This is a genomic window from Clostridium sp. UMB9555A (genome assembly GCF_030222355.1).
Lineage (GTDB): Bacteria > Bacillota > Clostridia > Clostridiales > Clostridiaceae > Sarcina > Sarcina perfringens.
The window spans coordinates 25,611-44,359 of sequence record NZ_JASORQ010000005.1; the positions used below are offsets into that span (position 1 = coordinate 25,611).

Here is an 18,749-nt window from a genome sequence, read left to right on the forward strand (position 1 = left end):
TAATAGTAGAAGGTGTATCTTAAGAAAATCGTAATAAATAAATAGGTTAATTTTAATTTTCCTCCTTTAATATTTAGGGGAGGCATAAGTTTAAGGAGTGCTTTATTATGGAAAAAGAAAAGTTTAATGTTTTAGTTGTAGATGATGAAAAAGAAATAAGAGATGCAATAGATATATATTTAAGAGGAGAAGGAATAAATGTAATAAAGGCTGGAGATGGATTTGAGGCCTTAGAAATTTTAGATAAGGAAGACATACATCTTGTGGTTTTGGATATCATGATGCCTAAATTAGATGGAATGAGAACTTGTTTAAAAATAAGAGAAAGTAGAAATATACCAATAATATTACTATCAGCAAAATCAGAAGATAGTGATAAGATATTAGGTTTAAACATAGGGGCAGATGATTATGTTACAAAACCTTTTAATCATTTAGAGCTTGTTGCAAGGGTAAAATCACAATTAAGAAGATATGATTATCCATTAAATAGGGAGAATACTCAAGATTTAATAGTAATAAAAGATTTAACTATAGATACTGTAAATAAGCAGGTCTCTTTAAGAGGAGAAAATATAAAATTAACTGCAACAGAGTATAAAATATTAACACTTTTAGCATCACATCCAGGAAGAATATTTTCAATTAAAGAAATTTATGAAAGGGTTTGGGAAGAACCTTTTTATAAAAGTGAAAATACAGTAACAGTTCACATAAGAAGAATGAGAGAAAAAATAGAAATAAATTCGAAAGAACCTGAGTATATAAAGGTGGTGTGGGGACTTGGGTATAAAATTGACAAATAGTTTTTCAAGATGGTGGAAAAACTATAGCCTTTTAGTAAGAAGCATAGAAAATATGTTTATAATCATATTTGCTGTGTTTATACCTGTTTTATATATTATCTTATTTGGAGGATACTCCTTTGATAATATAGCAAAATTAAATTCTAAGGCAAATCCTGATATATGTAATAGAGTTATGTATAGAGATGCATTAATAAATCCACATAAGTATAAAGAGTGTAGGTTATTAGCTCAATCTGTAGATATATCAGATTTTCTTTATAATGAGACTAACTATTTAAGCAAATTAGATAGCTTAGAGACAAAGGAGCAAAAACAAGCATTTATTGCAAAGCTTCAAGAAAGGGCTACTAGTTATTCTGGTGTAGTTCTTATAAATAAGAAAACAGGAGAATATTACTCTAATAGAGTATGGTTTTATGAAAAACCTTATAATCTTTCAACGCCAAAAGAAGTTTTAGAAAGTTTATCTAAAAATGATAATGTAGTCTTTAAAGAAATAAATTCTTCAGATAATTATGAAGAAATATATTTCTCAAGAGGAGAACTTTATGACTCTGAAATAAATTCAATTAGAATTGCTTTTATAGCAACTATGACCACAACTCTTTTAATGTTACTTTTAACCATAAAAAAATTAGTTATGATTAAAAATATGGGAATAAGAGCTTATAAAGAAAGTTGGAAAAGAGGATACTTCTTTAGATTTTTAGATAGTTTAAATGTCTTAATAACAAAGAAGATGTTTATAGAAGAATTTTTAAAAGATAAGGTTGTTATGTTTGTCATTTCATTTACTATAATATATATTCTTATAAATGGATTTATGAGAAATATAGAATTTGTATGGAAGCAATATCACTATGTTTTAACAGACAATAGATACCTATGGATAATTCCAATTGTTTTAGTTATTCATTTTATAGTAAAGTTTATAAGAAAATATGATGGATTAGATACTGTAATAAAAGGAATAGAAAAAGTTAAAAAAGGTGATACAGATATAGAGATAAAAGATAATGACGATAGACAAATAAGGAAATTAGCAGATGATGTTAATGATTTAAGACTAGGCTATAAAGAACTTGTTGAAGAAGGCATAAAGAATGAGAAATTAAAGACAGAGCTTATCTCAAATGTTTCACATGATTTAAAAACTCCATTAACATCCATAATAAATTATGTAAATATACTTCAGTTAAATAATATAACAGAAGAGGAAAGAAAAGAATATATAGAAATATTAGATAAAAAATCTCAAACCTTAAAGAAACTTATAGATGATTTGTTTGAGGTTTCTAAGATGTCTTCAGGAAAGGTAGAATTATTTAAATATAATATAGATATAATTCAACTTGTATATCAATGTATAGCTGAGGTAGAAGATGTATATTCAGAAAAGGAAATTGAATTTAAAATAAATGGTCCAGAGGAATGTATGGTTAAGATAGATCCTCAAAGAATGTCTAGGGTATTTCAAAACCTAACTACTAATGCTTTAAAATATAGCTTAGAAAAAACTAGGGTTTATGTTGAAATAAAAGATTTAGAAAATTATGTGGAAATATCATTTAAAAATATTTCTTCCTATGCTTTAGATTTTGATGAGAAGGATATTTTAGAAAGATTTGCAAGAGGAGATGAATCAAGAAATTCAACCATAGAAGGATCTGGATTAGGCTTAGCAATAGCTAAAACTATTGTAGAACTTCATAACGGAAAGTTTAGAGTTGAATGTGAAGGTGATTTATTTAAAGCCTTTGTAATAATTCCTAAAAATAAAGATGATAATAATGAAGAATAATAAGATAAAAGTTGTTTAACTTAATTTCAATAAATTTTAGAAAAGCTATAACTATAAAAATTTATGAAGGTTTTTAATTAACATATTTAAAAATAAAGTTATAAAGAGTATAATTACTATATAATAATTTTTATTGTATAAATACAATGATTTTAAAGAAGGTGTAAAAAGATGAGTTGTTTATTTTTAGAATATCCTAAATGTAGTACTTGTAGAAAAGCTAAGAAATGGTTAGAAGAAAACAATATAGATTTTACAGATAGAATGATTGTTGAAGAAAATCCTACTAAAGAAGAATTAAAGGCTTGGTATGAGAAGAGCGGAGTTAAATTAAATAAGTTCTTTAACACTTCAGGTAAACTTTATAGAGAGATGAATCTTAAGGATAAAGTAAAAACAGCTAGTGAAGATGAACTTTTAGACATCTTATCAAGCAATGGTATGTTAGTAAAAAGACCTTTACTTATAAAAGATGATTTAGTTCTTATAGGATTTAAGGAAGAAGAATGGGCTGAAAATTTAAAATAATAAAAAGACTACAGAGTAATTATCTGTAGTCTTTTACTTTATACTTACTTAAAAGCTCTATTATTCTTATTGTAGAAGTAACTTTAAAATGTCAATAATAATTATTAGTCGAATAAGACTAAAAAAAGAAAATATGACTTATATAATAAGAGTTATTCATAGAATAAGCTAACTTTTTCAAGAAATCTGAGTTTTACAAAACAACTTTAAATTATTATAATAAATTGTCAAGATATTGTGCGAAATTTAAAAATAATTACTATATATTGTGGAGGGCTAGTTGATGACACTATTAGAGAGATATTGTGCATGGTCTATAGAAGAACTGAATGATGAAACAGGATTATATACTGAAGAAAAGTTAATGGTTGCTTTAGATAATATAGTTACATCAAAAATGGGAGAAAAAGAGATAATAAAATCTTTCATACAAGTTTCGTTAGAGTTAACTTCTCAAGTAGAACCAAGATGGCAGGAAATTGCGGCGAAGTTATATGTTAAAAATTTATATGAAGAAGTAAGAGTAAATAGAGGACTAGAAGAAGGGGCAAATCCATATGATAATTTCTATGGTTTTATAAAGGAACTTACTGATAAAGGATTATACGGAAAATATATTTTAGATAATTACTCTAAGGAAGATATAGAAGAATTAGAAAAGGAAATAAAAAGAGAGAGAGACTTTTTATTTACATACAGTGGAATAAATTTATTAGCAAAAAGATATTTAGTTCAAGATTTTAATAGATTACCATTAGAACTTCCTCAACAAATGTTTATGGGAATTGCTATGCACCTTGCTATCCCTGAGAAGAAGGAAAAAAGACTTTATTGGGCAAAAAGATTTTATGATGTTTTAAGTTCTATAAAGGCTACAATGGCTACTCCAACTATGTCTAATGCCAGAAAGCCATTTTACCAATTAAGTTCATGTTTTATAGATACTGTAGATGATAGTTTAGCTGGTATATATAAATCATTAGATAATTTCTCTAAGGTTTCTAAGTTTGGTGGCGGAATGGGAATCTATATGGGTAAGGTAAGAGCCCTAGGCTCAGCCATAAGAGGTTTTAAAGGTGCATCAGGTGGAATTATACCTTGGATAAAATTATTCAATGATACAGCCATAGCTGTTGACCAATTAGGAGTTAGAAACGGATCAGTTGCTATTTGGTTAGATGCATGGCATAAAGATTTACCAGAGTTTCTTCAAATAAGAACAAACAACGGAGACGATAGAAAGAAAGCTCATGATATATTCCCAGGCCTTTGTTATCCAGATTTATTCTGGAAGTTAGCAGAAAATGATATAGATGCTAATTGGTATATGATGTGTCCTCATGAAATAAAGACTGTTAAAGGATATTCTTTAGAAGATTTCTATGGGGAAGAATGGGAAAAGAAATATTATGAGTGTGTAGAAGATGATAGAATAGAAAAGAGAGTTATGAGTGTTAAGGATATTGTAAGACTTATTATAAAAAGTGCTGCAGAAACAGGAACACCATTTGCTTTCTATAGAGATACAGTAAATAAATTTAATCCTAATAAACACAAAGGAATGATATATTCATCAAATCTTTGTACTGAAATAATGCAAAACATGAGTGCTATGGAGATAGAACAAACAGAAATTAAGGATGAAAATGGCGATGTAGTAGTTATTGAAAAAACTAAGCCTGGAGACTTTGTTGTATGTAACCTTTCTTCAGTGGTATTAGGAAATGTAGATGTTACATCAGATGAAGAAGTGGAATACGTTGTTGAAACTCAAATAAGAGCTATGGACAATGTAATAGACTTAAATTATTATTCAGTTCCATTTGCTGAAATAACAAATAAGAAATATAGAGCTGTTGGATTAGGGACATCAGGATACCATCATATGCTTGTAAATAATAAGATTGTATGGGATTCAGAGGAACACTTAAACTTTGTAGATAAAGTTTATGAGAGAATAAACTTCTATGCTATAAAAGCTAGTTTAAACATAGCAAAGGAAAAGGGAAGCTATCCATTATTTGAAGGATCAGACTGGAGTAATGGTGATTATTTTGAACTAAGAGAATATAATTCACCACAGTGGAAAGAACTAAAAGAAGAGATTGCTAAGTATGGTATGAGAAATGGATACCTATTTGCAGTGGCTCCAAATGGTTCAACTGCCACTTTAGCTGGAACATCAGAGGGAGTAGATCCTGTTATGAATAGATTCTGGTTAGAAGAGAAAAAAGGAAGTATAACTCCAAAGGTAGCACCTGGATTATGTCAAGAAAATTTCTGGTACTATGTTTCAGCTTACAATGTAAATCAAGAGTTTACAGTTAGAGCAAACGGAGTAAGACAAAGACATATAGATCAAGGACAATCATTTAACCTTTATATAACTACAGATTATACTATGAGACAAATAATGAATCTTTATATTTCAGCTTGTAAAAATGGAGTTAAAAGTATTTATTATGTAAGAAGTAAATCTCTAAGTGTTGACGAATGTGAGAGCTGCTCAGCTTAGAATATAAATTAAGAATTTTAAAGATACTCATCTAGGCTTAGGTGAGTATCTATTAATTATAGATAGAGAAATAAAGAGATGAAAGGTGACGTAAAATGGAAATAAATAAAAGACCGCTTTTTAATGAGTTTGGAGATATTGAAACTAATAAAAAGAAAATGATAAACGGTAATACAACTAATTTAAATGACTTTAATAATATGAAATATACTTGGGTTTCAGAATGGTACAGACAAGCAATGAATAATTTCTGGATACCAGAGGAAATAAACTTAGCTCAAGACTTAAAAGATTATAAAAAGTTAACTAAGGAAGAAAAAACAGCATATGATAAAATCTTATCTTTCTTAATATTTTTAGATTCAATACAAACAGCTAACTTAGGAAATATAAATAGTTATATTACTGCTTCAGAAGTTAACTTATGTTTAACTATACAAGCTTTCCAAGAAGCGGTTCACTCACAAAGCTATAGTTATATGCTAGATAGTATTTGTTCACCAGAGGAGAGAAACGAAATATTATTCCAATGGAAGGATGATGCTATATTACTTCAAAGAAATAAGTTTATAGGAGAACTATATAATAACTTCTTAGAAGATTCAAACATGGAAAACTTTATAAAATCAGTAATGGCTAACTATATTTTAGAGGGTGTTTATTTCTATTCAGGATTTATGTTTTTCTATAATTTAGAGAGAAATGGAAAAATGCCTGGTTCAGCCCAAGAGATTAGATATATAAACAGAGATGAAAATACTCATTTATGGTTATTTAGAAGTATAATTAAAGAATTAAAAGAAGAAATACCAGAAGTATTCACTAAAGAGTTAAAAGAAGAATTAAGAGAAATGGTTAGAACTGGTGTTGAACATGAAATCGCATGGGGTCACTATGTTATAGGTGATAATGTAACTGGAATAAATAAAAACCTTATAGAAAGATATATAAAATACATAGGAAACTTAAGAGTTAAAGCTATAGGTTTAGAGCCTTTATTTGAAGGATATAATGAGAATCCAGCACCATGGGTAGATTATTATGCTGATGCAAACCAAGTAAAAACAGACTTCTTTGAGGCAAAATCAACAGCATATGCTAAAGCAGGAGCCTTAATAGACGATCTATAAAAATAGAATTTAATATTTAACTGCATAAATTATAAAAGAGAGCTATATCAATACTATTTATGAGAGAATTTATAAATATAAAATTTATGAATTCTTATAAGTTAAGAGTTTGATATAGCTTTTTTATGCCTATACTAAAATTCATATATAAATAAGAGTGATTTAAGTGGAATAGATTGATAGCTAATTGAACCTAGTTATTAAAATTAGAGTTTATTATAAATTAATTTATTTTATAGAATAAATAAGTTTAAATTTATAAGCATAAGTTAGTATTTTAAAGATTTAATAAGATAATTTTAATTAAATGAGTTATACAATAATGATAATCATTTTCAATAAGTGAGATTTTATGTTAATATAGCATCATAGAAAACAAAAAAACATTTGGAGGTTAAGTATGGCTAAGATGATGGGACCTCGTTTCAAAATGTGCAGAAGACTTGGATTAAATGTAGTTGGACATCCAAAGGCAATGAAACGAGCTGATAGAGGAACAAGCAGAGCAGATAAGAAATTATCTGATTACGGTATTCAATTATTAGAAAAGCAAAGATTAAGAGCTTACTACGGTGTTATGGAAAGACAATTTACTAGATACGTAGATCAAGCTTTCAATAGTAAAGAACAACCTGGTGAGGCTTTACTTATGATTTTAGAATCAAGACTTGATAATATGGTATATAGAATGGGTTTTGCTAGCTCAATAAGACAGGCAAGACAAATGGTTAACCATGGACATTTCTTAGTAAATGGAAAGAAAGTTAATATACCATCTTTCAGATTAAATATAGGTGATGAAGTTGTTTTAAGAGAAAAATCAAGAAAAACAGAAATGTTTGTAAACAACTTTAAAGATAGCATAGGAAGTGAAGTTCCTTACGTAAGTAAAGAAGAAGATAACTTTAAAGGAATTTTCACTAGAAAGCCTAAGAGAGAAGAAATTCCAATAACAATACAAGAGCAATTAATAGTTGAATTCTATTCTAAATAATAGAAGTACTGTATAACTTGTTTAATATTAAATTTAGTTTTAATTATTAGCTGTTCCCGTAGTTAAAACTAAAAAAAAGTCTTGTCATAATTATACTTCAGAATGTTACTAAACTCTTACTAATAAAAAAACACTTGGAGATGTGCTGGTCTCCAAGTGCTTTTTTCTTTTATTATTTTTTTACATCTATATTATACTTTTTACATTTCAAAGAAATTGTTCTATGAGTTAATCCTAAAGCTTTTCCTGCCTTATTAAAGGATTTGTACTTTTTCATAGCTGCTTCTATTATTTGTTTTTCATATTCTTCAAAGGGAAGTATATGATCAATATCAATATTTAAATTAAAAGACTTTGATTCAACTGGCTTTAAATATGAAGGTAGATAAGAACTATCTATATAATCTCCATCACAAAGATTTATAGCTCTTTCCATTATATTCTCAAGCTCACGTATATTTCCAGGCCAAGAATACTCAATTAGTAGATTAAGGGCATCTTGTTTTATTCCTAATATAGTTTTATGTAACTTTTTATTTAGCTTAGTTATAAAATGTTCGGCTAGTTCAGGAATATCTTCTTTACGTTCTCTAAGAGGAGGAAGATTAATACCTAAGACATTAAGTCTGTAATAAAGATCCTCTCTAAAGGAACCTTCTTCAATCATTTCTTCTAAATTTCTATTAGTTGCAGCAATAACTCTTACATCAATGTTTTTAGGAGTTATTCCTCCTACGCTTTCAATCTCTCTTTCTTGTAAAACTCTAAGGAGTTTAACTTGCATTGATAAGGGCATATCACCTATTTCATCTAAGAATATAGTACCTGTATCAGCAATAGCAAATTTACCAGGTTTGCTTTGAACTGCCCCAGTAAAAGCTCCCTTTTCATATCCGAATAATTCACTTTCTAAGAGATTTTCAGGAATTGAAGCACAGTTAACCCTTACAAAAGGCTTATTTTTTCTATTACTATTATTATGTATAGCCTTTGCAATAAGTTCCTTACCTGTACCACTTTCACCACGAATAAGAACAGTTGATGTAGTTTCTGAAGCTTTTTGACACATGTACATTATATCCTTTAGAGTTCTAGTTGAACCTATAATATTATTAAAAGAAGAATTTTTAGATAACTGTCTTAAAAACTCATTTTTATAATAATCTAATTCTTGTTCAGATTTATTTAGTTTTGACATAAGTTCTTTAATTAAACTAACTGGTCTAGAAGTAGAAATAACTCCTTTAAACTGTCCATCAATAAATAAAGGATCAATAGTACTTATAACATTTATACCATTTTTCTTATGAATTACATCTTTTAATAAAGTTTTTTCTTTAAATACTTTAGCTCTAAGTCCATTAGGAGCAATATCAAAAATACTTTTTCCTATAACATCAGAACTAACTTTAGAAAAGTTTTTAATATATGCAGGATTTAAATAATTTATTATACCATTTTCATCTACAAAGCAAATCATATCCTGTGAGTTTTCAAGTATCTTAGTAAATTTCTCATTTATTTCTTTCATACCTATAATATCAGATACATCTTGAATAACACTTACAGCCCCTATAATCTTATCGTTTATGAAAAGAGGAGAGCTATTTACTAAGCCAACTCTGTTATTTATATGAAGAGTTGAGCCATACTTTTTTAAATTACTAAGCATAACATGAGGAAGCTGAGATGATGGAATAACTTCATTAATCTTTTTTCCTTTAACATCTTTTTTATTGCATCCAATAAATCTTAAAGCATATTGATTCATTGTTATTATATTTTGGTCTATATCTATAACAACAATACCTATTGGTAAACTTTCAAGAACCTGTTCATTAGCTACTATGCTAGCATCTATTATTTCGTCTATTTCACTATCTTCAGATTCAATGGGATTATTTATGTTTTTATCAATAAACTCAAGAAGAGATTGAACAGCTAACTTTTCAATCATTCCTTCATTTTTAGATCCAATTAATATACTTTCATTAGGCAACACCTTAAGAGAAAGTATTGCAAGCATACTTATTCCAAGCCAATCTGTATAAGATTCTTTTTTTATATATAGTTTAACTTTATACTTAGACTCTATTTCAGAAGCTTTATTAACAATCATAGCAGAGTATCTAGTATGTAATCCTAAGGGCGTCTTTATAATCAATTCTCTTGAATACATGGAGTAAATCACCGTCCAAAGTTTTATTTTTTATGAATTTATATAAAAAGTGAATAAGGTTGATATTTTTTATCAAGTATTAATAATATATTATCAGAAAAAAGTACTATTTTAAAGGCTTTATGTATATATATCTTAATAAAAAGATTGTTTTTAAAAGAAATATTGATAAAAAATATCAATGGAAAAATTAGTTTGATATTTTTTATCATATTTAGTATAATAAAAACAACTAATATGACTGATTATTTTAACGTAAGTTTTTAATAAATAAAATATTTTTATAAGATTTATAGGCATTTTTACTAGGGTTTATGAGTATAATATATTTTGAAAAATATTAATAATTAAAAACTTGGCACGCAAATTGCTGTTATATATAAGCAGTGAATTTGAAAAGTGAATTTAGTTGAATTGTGATTGATATTTAATGTTGTATTTAGTTGAGTACGAACTTAAAGGAGGACTACATAATGAAAAAAGGTATTGCTGCTTCAAAAGGATATGCAATAGGAACTGTATTTATACAAGAACATGAGGAAATAATAATATCTGATGCGAAGGTTTCAGATATAGCAGCTGAAAAAGAAAAATTATCTAAAGCTTTAGCTCAATCAAAAGAGCAATTAGAAGCAATAAAAGAAAAAACAGCTAATGAAATTGGAGAACATGAAGCTCAAGTTTTTGAAGCTCATTTAATGTTATTAGATGATGTAGAGTTTACTGGTCAAATGGAAATGACTATAGAAAATGACCAATTAAACGCTATGAAAGCTGTTCAAAATGTTACAGATACTTTCGTTATGATATTTGATTCTATGGATGACCCTTACATGAGAGAAAGGGCAGCAGATATAAAAGACGTTTCTAAGAGAATAATAGCTAACCTAGCTGGCAAGGGTGGAAACGGAATGGAAAATGTAGGAGCTAACACTGTTGTTGTAGCTCATGACTTAACACCTTCAGATACTGCTCAATTAGATAGAAGTAAAGTTATTGGTTTCTTAACTAATATCGGGGGAAGAACTTCTCACTCAGCTATAATGGCTAGAACTTTAGAAATACCAGCTGTTGTTGGATTAGGTGATATAACAACTTCAGTTAAAAATGGGGACACTGTAATAGTTGATGGTATTGAGGGTGTAGCTATAATCAACCCAGATGAAGCTACTATAAATGAATATAAAGCTAGATTAGAGAAATTTAAAGCAGAACAAGAAGAATTAAAGAAATTAATAGATGTTAAAACAACTACTAAATCAGGTAGAAGAATAGAGGTTTGCGGAAACATAGGTAAACCAGAAGATATAGATCAAGTTTTAGCAAATGGTGGAGACGGAGTTGGACTATTTAGAACTGAGTTCTTATACATGGATAGAGATGAAGCTCCAACTGAAGATGAACAATTTGAATCATACAAATATGTTTTAGAAAAAGCAGATGGTAAGCAAGTTGTTATCAGAACATTAGATATCGGTGGAGATAAAACTCTTCCATACTTACCATTACCAGAAGAGATGAATCCATTCTTAGGATACAGAGCTATAAGATTATGCTTAGACAGAAAAGATATCTTTAGAGTTCAAATAAGAGCTTTATTAAGAGCTTCTGTTTATGGAAATCTTGCAGTAATGTTCCCAATGATTTCAGGATTAGAAGAATTCCAACAAGCTAAAGCATTTGTTGAAGAATGCAAAGCTGAGTTAAAAGCAGAAGGTATAGCATACTCAGATTCAATTCAATGGGGTATCATGGTTGAAATCCCAGCTGCAGCAGTTTATGCTGATGAATTAGCTAAGCATGTTGATTTCTTCTCAATAGGAACTAACGATTTAATCCAATATACATTAGCTGCTGACAGAATGAGTGAAAAGGTATCATACCTTTACAATCCAATGCATCCAGCTGTATTAAGATTAATCAAAATGACAATAGATGGAGCTCACAAACATGGTAAGTGGGTAGGAATGTGTGGAGAGATGGCAGGAGATGAAAGAGCTATACCAACATTAGTTGAATATGGTTTAGATGAATTCTCAATGAGTGCTACATCAATCCTGACTGCTAAGAAAATAATAATGGAACAAGAATAGTCAATAATATTAAAAATTAATATAGAACACTCAAAACCCTAAGTTTTGGCACGAATTAATTCGTGCCTTTTTTTTATAAAAAAATAAGTTTTTATAAAATTAAATTATTTATTATTGAGTTTTAGGTAAAAATAATAATAATTTAAATAAAGGAGGTGTATTTTTTGTTAAAAGTAATAAAAAATATTGAGGTTTATGACCCAGAGTATTTAGGGAAAAAGGATATTGTTATATTAAGTGATAAGATTGAAGGATTATATGATTCTGTGAATATTCCTAAAGATTTTATAAACATACAAGTAATTGATGGAGAAGGGATGATAGCTGTACCAGGCTTTATAGATTGTCATGTCCATATAATTGGTGGAGGTGGTGAAGGTGGTTTTAGAACCAGAACTCCAGAATTACAATTAAGTAGTATAATAAAAGGTGGAATAACTACCCTAGTAGGGTGTATAGGAACTGATGGTGTTTGTAGAGATATGAAAGGACTAGTTGCAAAAGCTCATGCTCTTTGTGAAGAGGGAGTAACTTGTTACTGTTATACTGGATCTTATGATGTACCTGTAAATACCATAACTAAGACTATAAAAAGTGATTTATTATTAATAGATAAAGTTATAGGTGTAGGGGAAATAGCACTATCAGACCATAGAAGTTCTCAACCAACATACGAGCAATTCGTTAATATAGTAGCTCAAGCAAGAGTTGGAGGACTTTTATCAGGAAAGGCTGGAATAGTAAATGTTCATTTAGGTAATGGGAAAAGAATGATTGAATATATAACTAGACTTATAAATGAAACAGAGATTCCAGCAAATCAAATAATTCCTACTCATATGGGAAGAAGTAGAGAGCTTTTTGAAGCAGGAATAAATTATGCAAAGGCTGGAGGCCAAATTGATTTAACCACATCTTCAGATCCTCAACATTTAGAAGAAGGAGAAGTAAGAGCTGGCGAAGGGCTTAAAAAGCTTTTAGATGCTGGAGTAGATATAGAAAAAATAACTTTTTCTTCAGATGGTAATGGAAGTATGCCATTATTTGATGAAAATGGAGAGCTTAAAGGTTTAGGAATCTGTTCTGTTGAAAGTCTTTTTAATGAAGTAAAAGAAGCTATAAAGCTTGGAGTACCTTTAGAGAAAGCAATAAGAGTTATAACTAGTAATGTTGCCAATGTTTTAAAACTATCTCATAAAGGATTTATATCAACAGGAAAAGATGCAGATATAATTTTATTAGATAAGAAAAATTTAGACATAAATTCTGTTATATCTAGAGGTAATATTTTAATGGATAATAAAAAATTATTAGTAAAAGGCACCTTTGAATAACAAAATTATAAAAATTAGATAATAATTATTATTTGTAACATTGACTTAATTTTTTAAATATAATATAATTGTAAATAATAAAGTACCCCTTAGGGGTATATCGGGAGGCGTATATAATGGTAAAACATATAAATGATCAAGATTTTAATACAGAAGTAATAGAAGCAAGTGAAGTAGTAGTTGTTGATTTCTGGGCAACTTGGTGTGGACCTTGTAAAATGATAGCACCAGTTATAGAAGAATTAGCAAATGAAATGGAAAATGTTAAGTTTGTAAAAGTTGATGTTGATAAAAACCCAGGTTCAGCTGGAAAATATCAAATACAAAGCATACCAACTTTATTAATATTTAAAGATGGAAAAGTTGTTGATACTTTAGTTGGCTTTAGACCAAAAGCTGCATTAGTTGAAGCTATCAAAAAATACGTTTAATAAGCTTCTTAAGGAGATGAATAATTTTGAGCGAAAGATATGATATAGCTATAATAGGAAGCGGACCAGCTGGACTTTCAGCTGCATTAAATGCAAAAATTAGAAACAAAAAATTTATTCTTTTTGGTAATAATGATTTAAGTACAAAGCTTGTTAAAGCTCCAAAGGTAAATAACTATCTTGGATTCGTTGGAAAAGATGGTATGGATCTTAAGAATCAGTTTATGGGTCATCTAAAAGAGATGGATATAGAAATAACAGAGGAAAGAATAAATAGTATTTATGCTATGGGAGAATATTTCGCTCTTATGGTAAATGAAAAGATGTATGAAGCCACTTCAATAATCATAGCAACAGGTATTGAGTACACAAAACCTATGAAGGGTGAAGAAGAATTCTTAGGTAAAGGTGTAGGATACTGTGCTACTTGTGATGCCCCTTTATATAAAGAAAAAACTGTAACTATAATTGGCTATAATAAAGAAGCTGAAGAGGAAGCTAATTTTGTAAGTGAATTAGCAGCTAAGGTTTACTATATTCCTAGATATAAGGGAGAATTTGATTTAAATTCAGAAATTGAAGTTATTAATGATATTCCTGTAGAAATACAAGGGGATAGTAAGGTTACTAAATTAGTAACTAAAAATGGTGAAATAGAGACTGATGGTATATTTGTATTAAGAGATAGTATATCACCAGGACAATTAGTGCCAGGATTAAAAATAACTGATGATCACATAGAAGTTGATAGATTAATGAAGACTAATATAGAAGGCTGTTTTGCTGCGGGAGATTGTACTGGTAGACCATACCAATATATGAAGGCAGCAGGTGAAGGAAATGTGGCTGCTTTAAGTGCAGTAGCATACTTAGACAGTAAGAAATAAAAAAAGCTAACACATTGTGTTAGCTTTTTCTTTAGGTAACATTAAAAAATACATGTTGACCTATACTTTTTTCTCCTGTCTTTTCGACGCCTTTCATCCACGAGCATGTAGCGATTTTAGGGTTATAAAAATATAATGCCTCATCTGTTGGGTCATATCCTTCTATGGCTTTTAGAACGGCATTATAGCTATCACCATCAGGTACTACGTCAATTTTGCCATTTCTAACACAAGAAAAGGCATTTTTCTGTGTTATTACTCCATGAATTGTATCTGGAAATTGAGAATCCGTTGTTCTATTAAGTATTACTGATGCAACGGCTATTTTTCCATCAAAAGGTTCACCTTTACTTTCAGCATAAACTACTTGAGACATTAAATATATGTCATCTTTAGTAAGTGAAATTGTAGAGTTTGAACTTTGGAATACAGCAACAACTTCATTGTTTGCATTACTACTTTGTTCTGCTTCAGGATTTGGCGAATTAGAAGCTATTTCTGTTAATTCTATATAATTATTTTTGGTTACATGCTCATTTGATAGAGAAAGCCCTAAAACTTCTTTCCCATTAAGTGTAGTGATAATTAATAAGGCGAAGGTGAAGATAAAGTAATTATAAATACTTTTTTTCATAAGAACCTCCTTTTAGGTAATTATTTTACTTTGTATATTGTAACCAAAAAAATAGAATTAATACCATGCTTTAATTTTTATTGTAGTTATCTAAAGACTTTTCAGCAGCTTCTAAGGAATAAGTAAACTCATCAAATAAAGTTGAAGATTTATCATAATAATCTTCTGGTGTCTTTTTATTTTCAATTTCATCTAAAAGGCCTTTATAGAAATAATTAATATACTTATCATAGGATTTTAGTGCTTTTTCAAGAGCTAAGAAAGAATCATTAGCTTGTTCAGGAATAGGTAAGGAATATAAGTCATTTTTTAACTCCTGAAGAGAAGAAAGTTTATTTTCTATATCTGTAGCTAAAACCTTTAAATCTCTATTTGATTCTTTAATTAAGTTAGCTGTTTCAAAAAGTTTTTCATCCATTGAAGAAAGTTTAAGAAGTAATGATTTCATAGAAACAACAAAATCATTCTTTTGGCTTTGAACAAAGCCCTTATCTCTGTTAGTTTTTATTAGTTCATTTATATAATAAAAAATATCTTGGAGATAATTATTACCTTCTTTATACAGGTATACAGGAATTAAGTTAGACCTACATATAGAATAGTAATTTTCACATTCTTTCTTTAGCTTTGAAGCAATAGCATATTCATCAGCTACATTTAAAGCATCTGGAGTTTTTAAAATAGAAAGTAATTTGTTAAATAGTTCAATATTTTTATCTAATCCATCCTTGAGCGGAGAGGATAAGTTTCTATGCTTTTGAGAAACTTTTAAAGAGTTTAAAGCAGAATTTGTTTCTTGAAGTTCCTCTAATTTCTTTTCTATGGAGCTAACATAATCTTCAGATGTTATCCTATCCTCAGAAAAATCATAAGTAAGATTAATTTCAGAAATAGTTCTTCCTAGGTCTTCAAGTTTAGATTTTTCATTATGTGATCTGAAAAATAAAAAACCTATTATAAATATTAATATCAGAACTGCAAATATTATATATATTAAGGAATTATCAATATATTTTTTATATTTAAAGTCCATAGCAAGTACCCCCTTATATAATTTTCTATTAAAATATATGAGAGAATATATAATAACATTACTTAGAATATGTAAAACTGAAAAGAAATCATTTAAAATGTATCTTATAATTAGATTTTTATTGTATAATTTAATTGTTACGGTAATGGAGGTGAATTTTGTGCAAGAATTAATAATGATATTTACAAATAGTTTAAAGGATATATCTATTTGGTCCATCATAGATATATTAATTGTAGCTTTTATATTTTATAGAGGCTATGTATTAATAAAGGAAACAAGGGCAGAGCAATTATTAAAGGGAGTAATATTATTATTGATTTTAATTCCTATAAGTTATGCTTTAAGACTTCAAATGTTAAATTTTATATTAACAAAAACATTGACAATAGGTGTTTTATCAATAATTATTATTTTCCAACCAGAAATAAGAAGAGCACTAGAACATATAGGAAGTACTGCCTTTGATGATTTTCATGTTATTCAAGATGATCAAAAATTAGAGGAAGTTATTGATCAACTTATAGTAGCAGTAGAGGATATGGCTGAAACTAAAACTGGTGCCTTAATAGCTATAGAACAAGGGACAGGATTAGCAGAAATAATTTCTACAGGAACTCAGTTAGATGCAGTAATAACTTCTGCGTTAATAGAGAATATATTCTTTAAGAACACTCCATTACATGATGGGGCAACTATAATTAGAAATGATAGAATCGTTTCAGCAGGGTGTGTCTTACCATTAACAAATAATAATACTATAAACAAAAAACTTGGTACTAGACATAGAGCTGCTATAGGATTATCTGAAATATCAGATGCTTTAGTTATTGTTGTTTCAGAAGAAACAGGAGCTATATCTTTAGCTGTAAAAGGTAGATTAACAAGAAATTATGATGGTAAAAAATTAAAAAATATATTATTAAAAGTTATGAGAAATAGACGTGATAAGAGAGGGAAAACTTATGGAGAGAAGGTGAAAATATGCTTAAAAAAATTGAAGGAAAAAATTTCTTAGTAAAATTTATATGCTTATTATTATCCTTTTCTCTTTGGCTATATATAATAAATGTAGAAAATCCAGTGAGAGAACTTAAATTAAATAATGTACCAGTTCAGGTTGTTAATAATGATGTACTTAAGGATTATGACTTAGTAATGGTTCCTAATCAAAATCTAACTGTGGATTTAGACTTAGAGGGGCCATCTACTGAAATATATAAGGTTAAAAAAGAACAATTTAAGGTAGTAGTTAATTTAAGTGAGTATGTTTTAAAAGAGGGAGATAACAATATACCAGTACAAATAGAAAGTTATCCTAATAATATAAACATAAAAAACAATGGATTTCTAAGGGTGAATGTTGTTCTTGATAAATACCAAGAAAAAAGTTTGCCTATTGTTAGCAAAATAAAGGTAAATACAGAGCATGGTACTTATGCAGATAAAATAAATATAAACCCACAAAATGCTACTGTATCTGGGGCTCAATCCTTAGTAAATAAAGTTAAGACTTTAGAAGTAAAAGGTGAGATAAATGATGTTAGCAAGGCTGTTAATATGAATTTACCCGTTGTGGCAGTAGACGAAGAAGGCAATGAAATCAAGGATGTTAATATAAGTCCTAATAAAGTAGATGTATCCTTTGGAGTTAAGAAATCTAAGGAAGTACCAGTTAGTGTTATTACAACTGGCACTCCTAAGGAAGGGCTAGCACTAAAATCAATAACACCAAGTATTGCAAAGGTGAGTTTAATTGGATCAGAGGATGCTTTAAGCAAGATTAACTCTATTGAGACATCACCAATAGATGTTTCACAGTATGGAGATGATTCAGAGGTATCAACAGTACTAAAAATTCCGGATGGAGTAAGTTTAGCCTCTAATGATCAAGCTCAAATTAAAGTTAAATTAGATTTTAGTAAAGATGCTCAAAAGGAAATAGAAGTACCAGTAACTACAGAGGATACTTTAGATGGATATACTCCAGAATTAGATACTAAAACTATAAAAGTAACAATTAATGGTCCTGAAGATTCAGTAAATAGTATTGATTTAAGTAAATTTAAATGTACTATAGATATATCAAAGCTTACAGCTGATGGAGGAAGTGTAAAGCCTAATATATCAAACTCTTATGATAATATAAAGGTTATTAGTACAAATCCTACAGAGGTTAAGGTAACTTTTAAAAAGAATACTGATTCAACAGAAAGTACAGAGAATAATTCTACAAAACCAAGTGATAATTCAAATAATAATACTTCAAATGGAAGTAATAATGAAAATTCAAATAATAAACAATAAATATTTACCACAGATTACTTTAAGCGTATTCTGTGGTAAAATAATTTACTAAAGAAAATAAAATGGAGGCAGTT

General features: G+C 28.6%; 15 protein-coding genes. 12 read left to right on the forward strand and 3 right to left on the reverse strand.

Annotated features, from left to right (window positions below; all coding sequences use genetic code 11):
* The first annotated feature begins 107 nt into the window (after positions 1-107).
* The 6 genes from QP548_RS13005 (at position 108) to rpsD (ending at position 7,777) form a co-directional block, all read left to right on the forward strand.
* Positions 108-806, forward strand: a complete 699-nt coding sequence (locus tag QP548_RS13005; RefSeq protein WP_003454428.1) for a response regulator transcription factor — start codon at positions 108-110, stop codon at positions 804-806.
* Entirely contained in the window at positions 784-2,610 is a 1,827-nt protein-coding gene (locus QP548_RS13010) for a sensor histidine kinase (RefSeq protein WP_061429233.1), read from the forward strand. The genes QP548_RS13005 and QP548_RS13010 overlap by 23 nt, the downstream gene beginning before the upstream one ends.
* A 171-nt stretch (positions 2,611-2,781) precedes the next feature.
* A complete protein-coding gene (locus QP548_RS13015) occupies positions 2,782-3,138 on the forward strand; it encodes an arsenate reductase family protein (RefSeq protein WP_061429232.1) in 357 nt (118 codons plus the stop codon).
* Positions 3,139-3,421: 283 nt separating this feature from the next.
* Positions 3,422-5,653, forward strand: a complete 2,232-nt coding sequence (locus tag QP548_RS13020; RefSeq protein ID WP_003482361.1) for a ribonucleoside-diphosphate reductase subunit alpha — start codon at positions 3,422-3,424, stop codon at positions 5,651-5,653.
* Between the two features lie 95 nt (positions 5,654-5,748).
* The gene (locus QP548_RS13025) at positions 5,749-6,783 is read left to right on the forward strand and encodes a ribonucleotide-diphosphate reductase subunit beta (protein ID WP_061429231.1); all 1,035 of its coding nucleotides are present in this window, start codon (positions 5,749-5,751) and stop codon (positions 6,781-6,783) included.
* Between the two features lie 400 nt (positions 6,784-7,183).
* Complete coding sequence (rpsD, locus tag QP548_RS13030; protein WP_003457936.1) at positions 7,184-7,777, forward strand: 30S ribosomal protein S4; 594 nt, start codon at positions 7,184-7,186, stop codon at positions 7,775-7,777.
* Between the two features lie 172 nt (positions 7,778-7,949).
* Here the strand turns inward: rpsD and QP548_RS13035 are convergent, their stop codons facing one another.
* On the reverse strand, positions 7,950-9,956 hold the full coding sequence (locus tag QP548_RS13035) for a sigma 54-interacting transcriptional regulator (protein WP_061429230.1): 2,007 nt from the start codon (positions 9,954-9,956) through the stop codon (positions 7,950-7,952).
* Positions 9,957-10,429: 473 nt separating this feature from the next.
* Between QP548_RS13035 and ptsP the strand changes: the two genes are divergently transcribed.
* The 4 genes from ptsP to QP548_RS13055 all read left to right on the forward strand — a co-directional run bounded on the left by ptsP (position 10,430) and on the right by QP548_RS13055 (position 14,701).
* The gene (gene ptsP, locus QP548_RS13040) at positions 10,430-12,049 is read left to right on the forward strand and encodes a phosphoenolpyruvate--protein phosphotransferase (RefSeq protein WP_061429229.1); all 1,620 of its coding nucleotides are present in this window, start codon (positions 10,430-10,432) and stop codon (positions 12,047-12,049) included.
* Positions 12,050-12,213: 164 nt separating this feature from the next.
* A complete protein-coding gene (iadA, locus tag QP548_RS13045) occupies positions 12,214-13,383 on the forward strand; it encodes a beta-aspartyl-peptidase (protein ID WP_003462339.1) in 1,170 nt (389 codons plus the stop codon).
* Positions 13,384-13,499: 116 nt separating this feature from the next.
* Complete coding sequence (gene trxA / locus QP548_RS13050; RefSeq protein ID WP_003457895.1) at positions 13,500-13,814, forward strand: thioredoxin; 315 nt, start codon at positions 13,500-13,502, stop codon at positions 13,812-13,814.
* Positions 13,815-13,840: 26 nt separating this feature from the next.
* Positions 13,841-14,701: an NAD(P)/FAD-dependent oxidoreductase gene (locus QP548_RS13055; protein WP_003457940.1), complete on the forward strand. Its 861-nt coding sequence runs from the start codon at positions 13,841-13,843 to the stop codon at positions 14,699-14,701.
* A gap of 31 nt (positions 14,702-14,732) precedes the next feature.
* Here QP548_RS13055 and QP548_RS13060 read toward each other — a convergent pair whose 3' ends face one another.
* Together QP548_RS13060 and QP548_RS13065 are read right to left on the reverse strand one after the other, a co-directional pair.
* Positions 14,733-15,335 (reverse strand): cell wall hydrolase, encoded by a 603-nt coding sequence (locus QP548_RS13060; RefSeq protein WP_061429228.1) that lies wholly within the window; start codon positions 15,333-15,335, stop codon positions 14,733-14,735.
* Positions 15,336-15,405: 70 nt separating this feature from the next.
* Positions 15,406-16,368, reverse strand: coding sequence for a hypothetical protein (locus QP548_RS13065; protein WP_061429227.1), 963 nt, complete (start codon positions 16,366-16,368; stop codon positions 15,406-15,408).
* 160 nt (positions 16,369-16,528) lie between these two features.
* Here QP548_RS13065 and cdaA point away from each other — a divergent pair, with 160 nt between their 5' ends.
* Positions 16,529-17,386 (forward strand): diadenylate cyclase CdaA, encoded by an 858-nt coding sequence (gene cdaA, locus QP548_RS13070; protein WP_061429226.1) that lies wholly within the window; start codon positions 16,529-16,531, stop codon positions 17,384-17,386.
* Positions 17,353-18,675: a YbbR-like domain-containing protein gene (locus QP548_RS13075; RefSeq protein WP_061429225.1), complete on the forward strand. Its 1,323-nt coding sequence runs from the start codon at positions 17,353-17,355 to the stop codon at positions 18,673-18,675. The genes cdaA and QP548_RS13075 overlap by 34 nt, the downstream gene beginning before the upstream one ends.
* Positions 18,676-18,749 lie beyond the last annotated feature (74 nt).

What these genes read in the sequence shown, in the direction of transcription:
- QP548_RS13005 (WP_003454428.1), top strand. Translation starts at nt 108, where the DNA reads ATGGAAAAAGAAAAGTTTAATGTTTTAGTTGTAGATGATGAAAAAGAA.
- QP548_RS13015 (WP_061429232.1), top strand. Translation starts at nt 2,782, where the DNA reads ATGAGTTGTTTATTTTTAGAATATCCTAAATGTAGTACTTGTAGAAAA.
- QP548_RS13020 (WP_003482361.1), top strand. Translation starts at nt 3,422, where the DNA reads ATGACACTATTAGAGAGATATTGTGCATGGTCTATAGAAGAACTGAAT.
- QP548_RS13025 (WP_061429231.1), top strand. Translation starts at nt 5,749, where the DNA reads ATGGAAATAAATAAAAGACCGCTTTTTAATGAGTTTGGAGATATTGAA.
- rpsD (WP_003457936.1), top strand. Translation starts at nt 7,184, where the DNA reads ATGGCTAAGATGATGGGACCTCGTTTCAAAATGTGCAGAAGACTTGGA.
- QP548_RS13035 (WP_061429230.1), bottom strand. Translation starts at nt 9,956, where the DNA reads ATGTATTCAAGAGAATTGATTATAAAGACGCCCTTAGGATTACATACT.
- ptsP (WP_061429229.1), top strand. Translation starts at nt 10,430, where the DNA reads ATGAAAAAAGGTATTGCTGCTTCAAAAGGATATGCAATAGGAACTGTA.
- trxA (WP_003457895.1), top strand. Translation starts at nt 13,500, where the DNA reads ATGGTAAAACATATAAATGATCAAGATTTTAATACAGAAGTAATAGAA.
- QP548_RS13060 (WP_061429228.1), bottom strand. Translation starts at nt 15,335, where the DNA reads ATGAAAAAAAGTATTTATAATTACTTTATCTTCACCTTCGCCTTATTA.
- QP548_RS13065 (WP_061429227.1), bottom strand. Translation starts at nt 16,368, where the DNA reads ATGGACTTTAAATATAAAAAATATATTGATAATTCCTTAATATATATA.
- QP548_RS13075 (WP_061429225.1), top strand. Translation starts at nt 17,353, where the DNA reads ATGCTTAAAAAAATTGAAGGAAAAAATTTCTTAGTAAAATTTATATGC.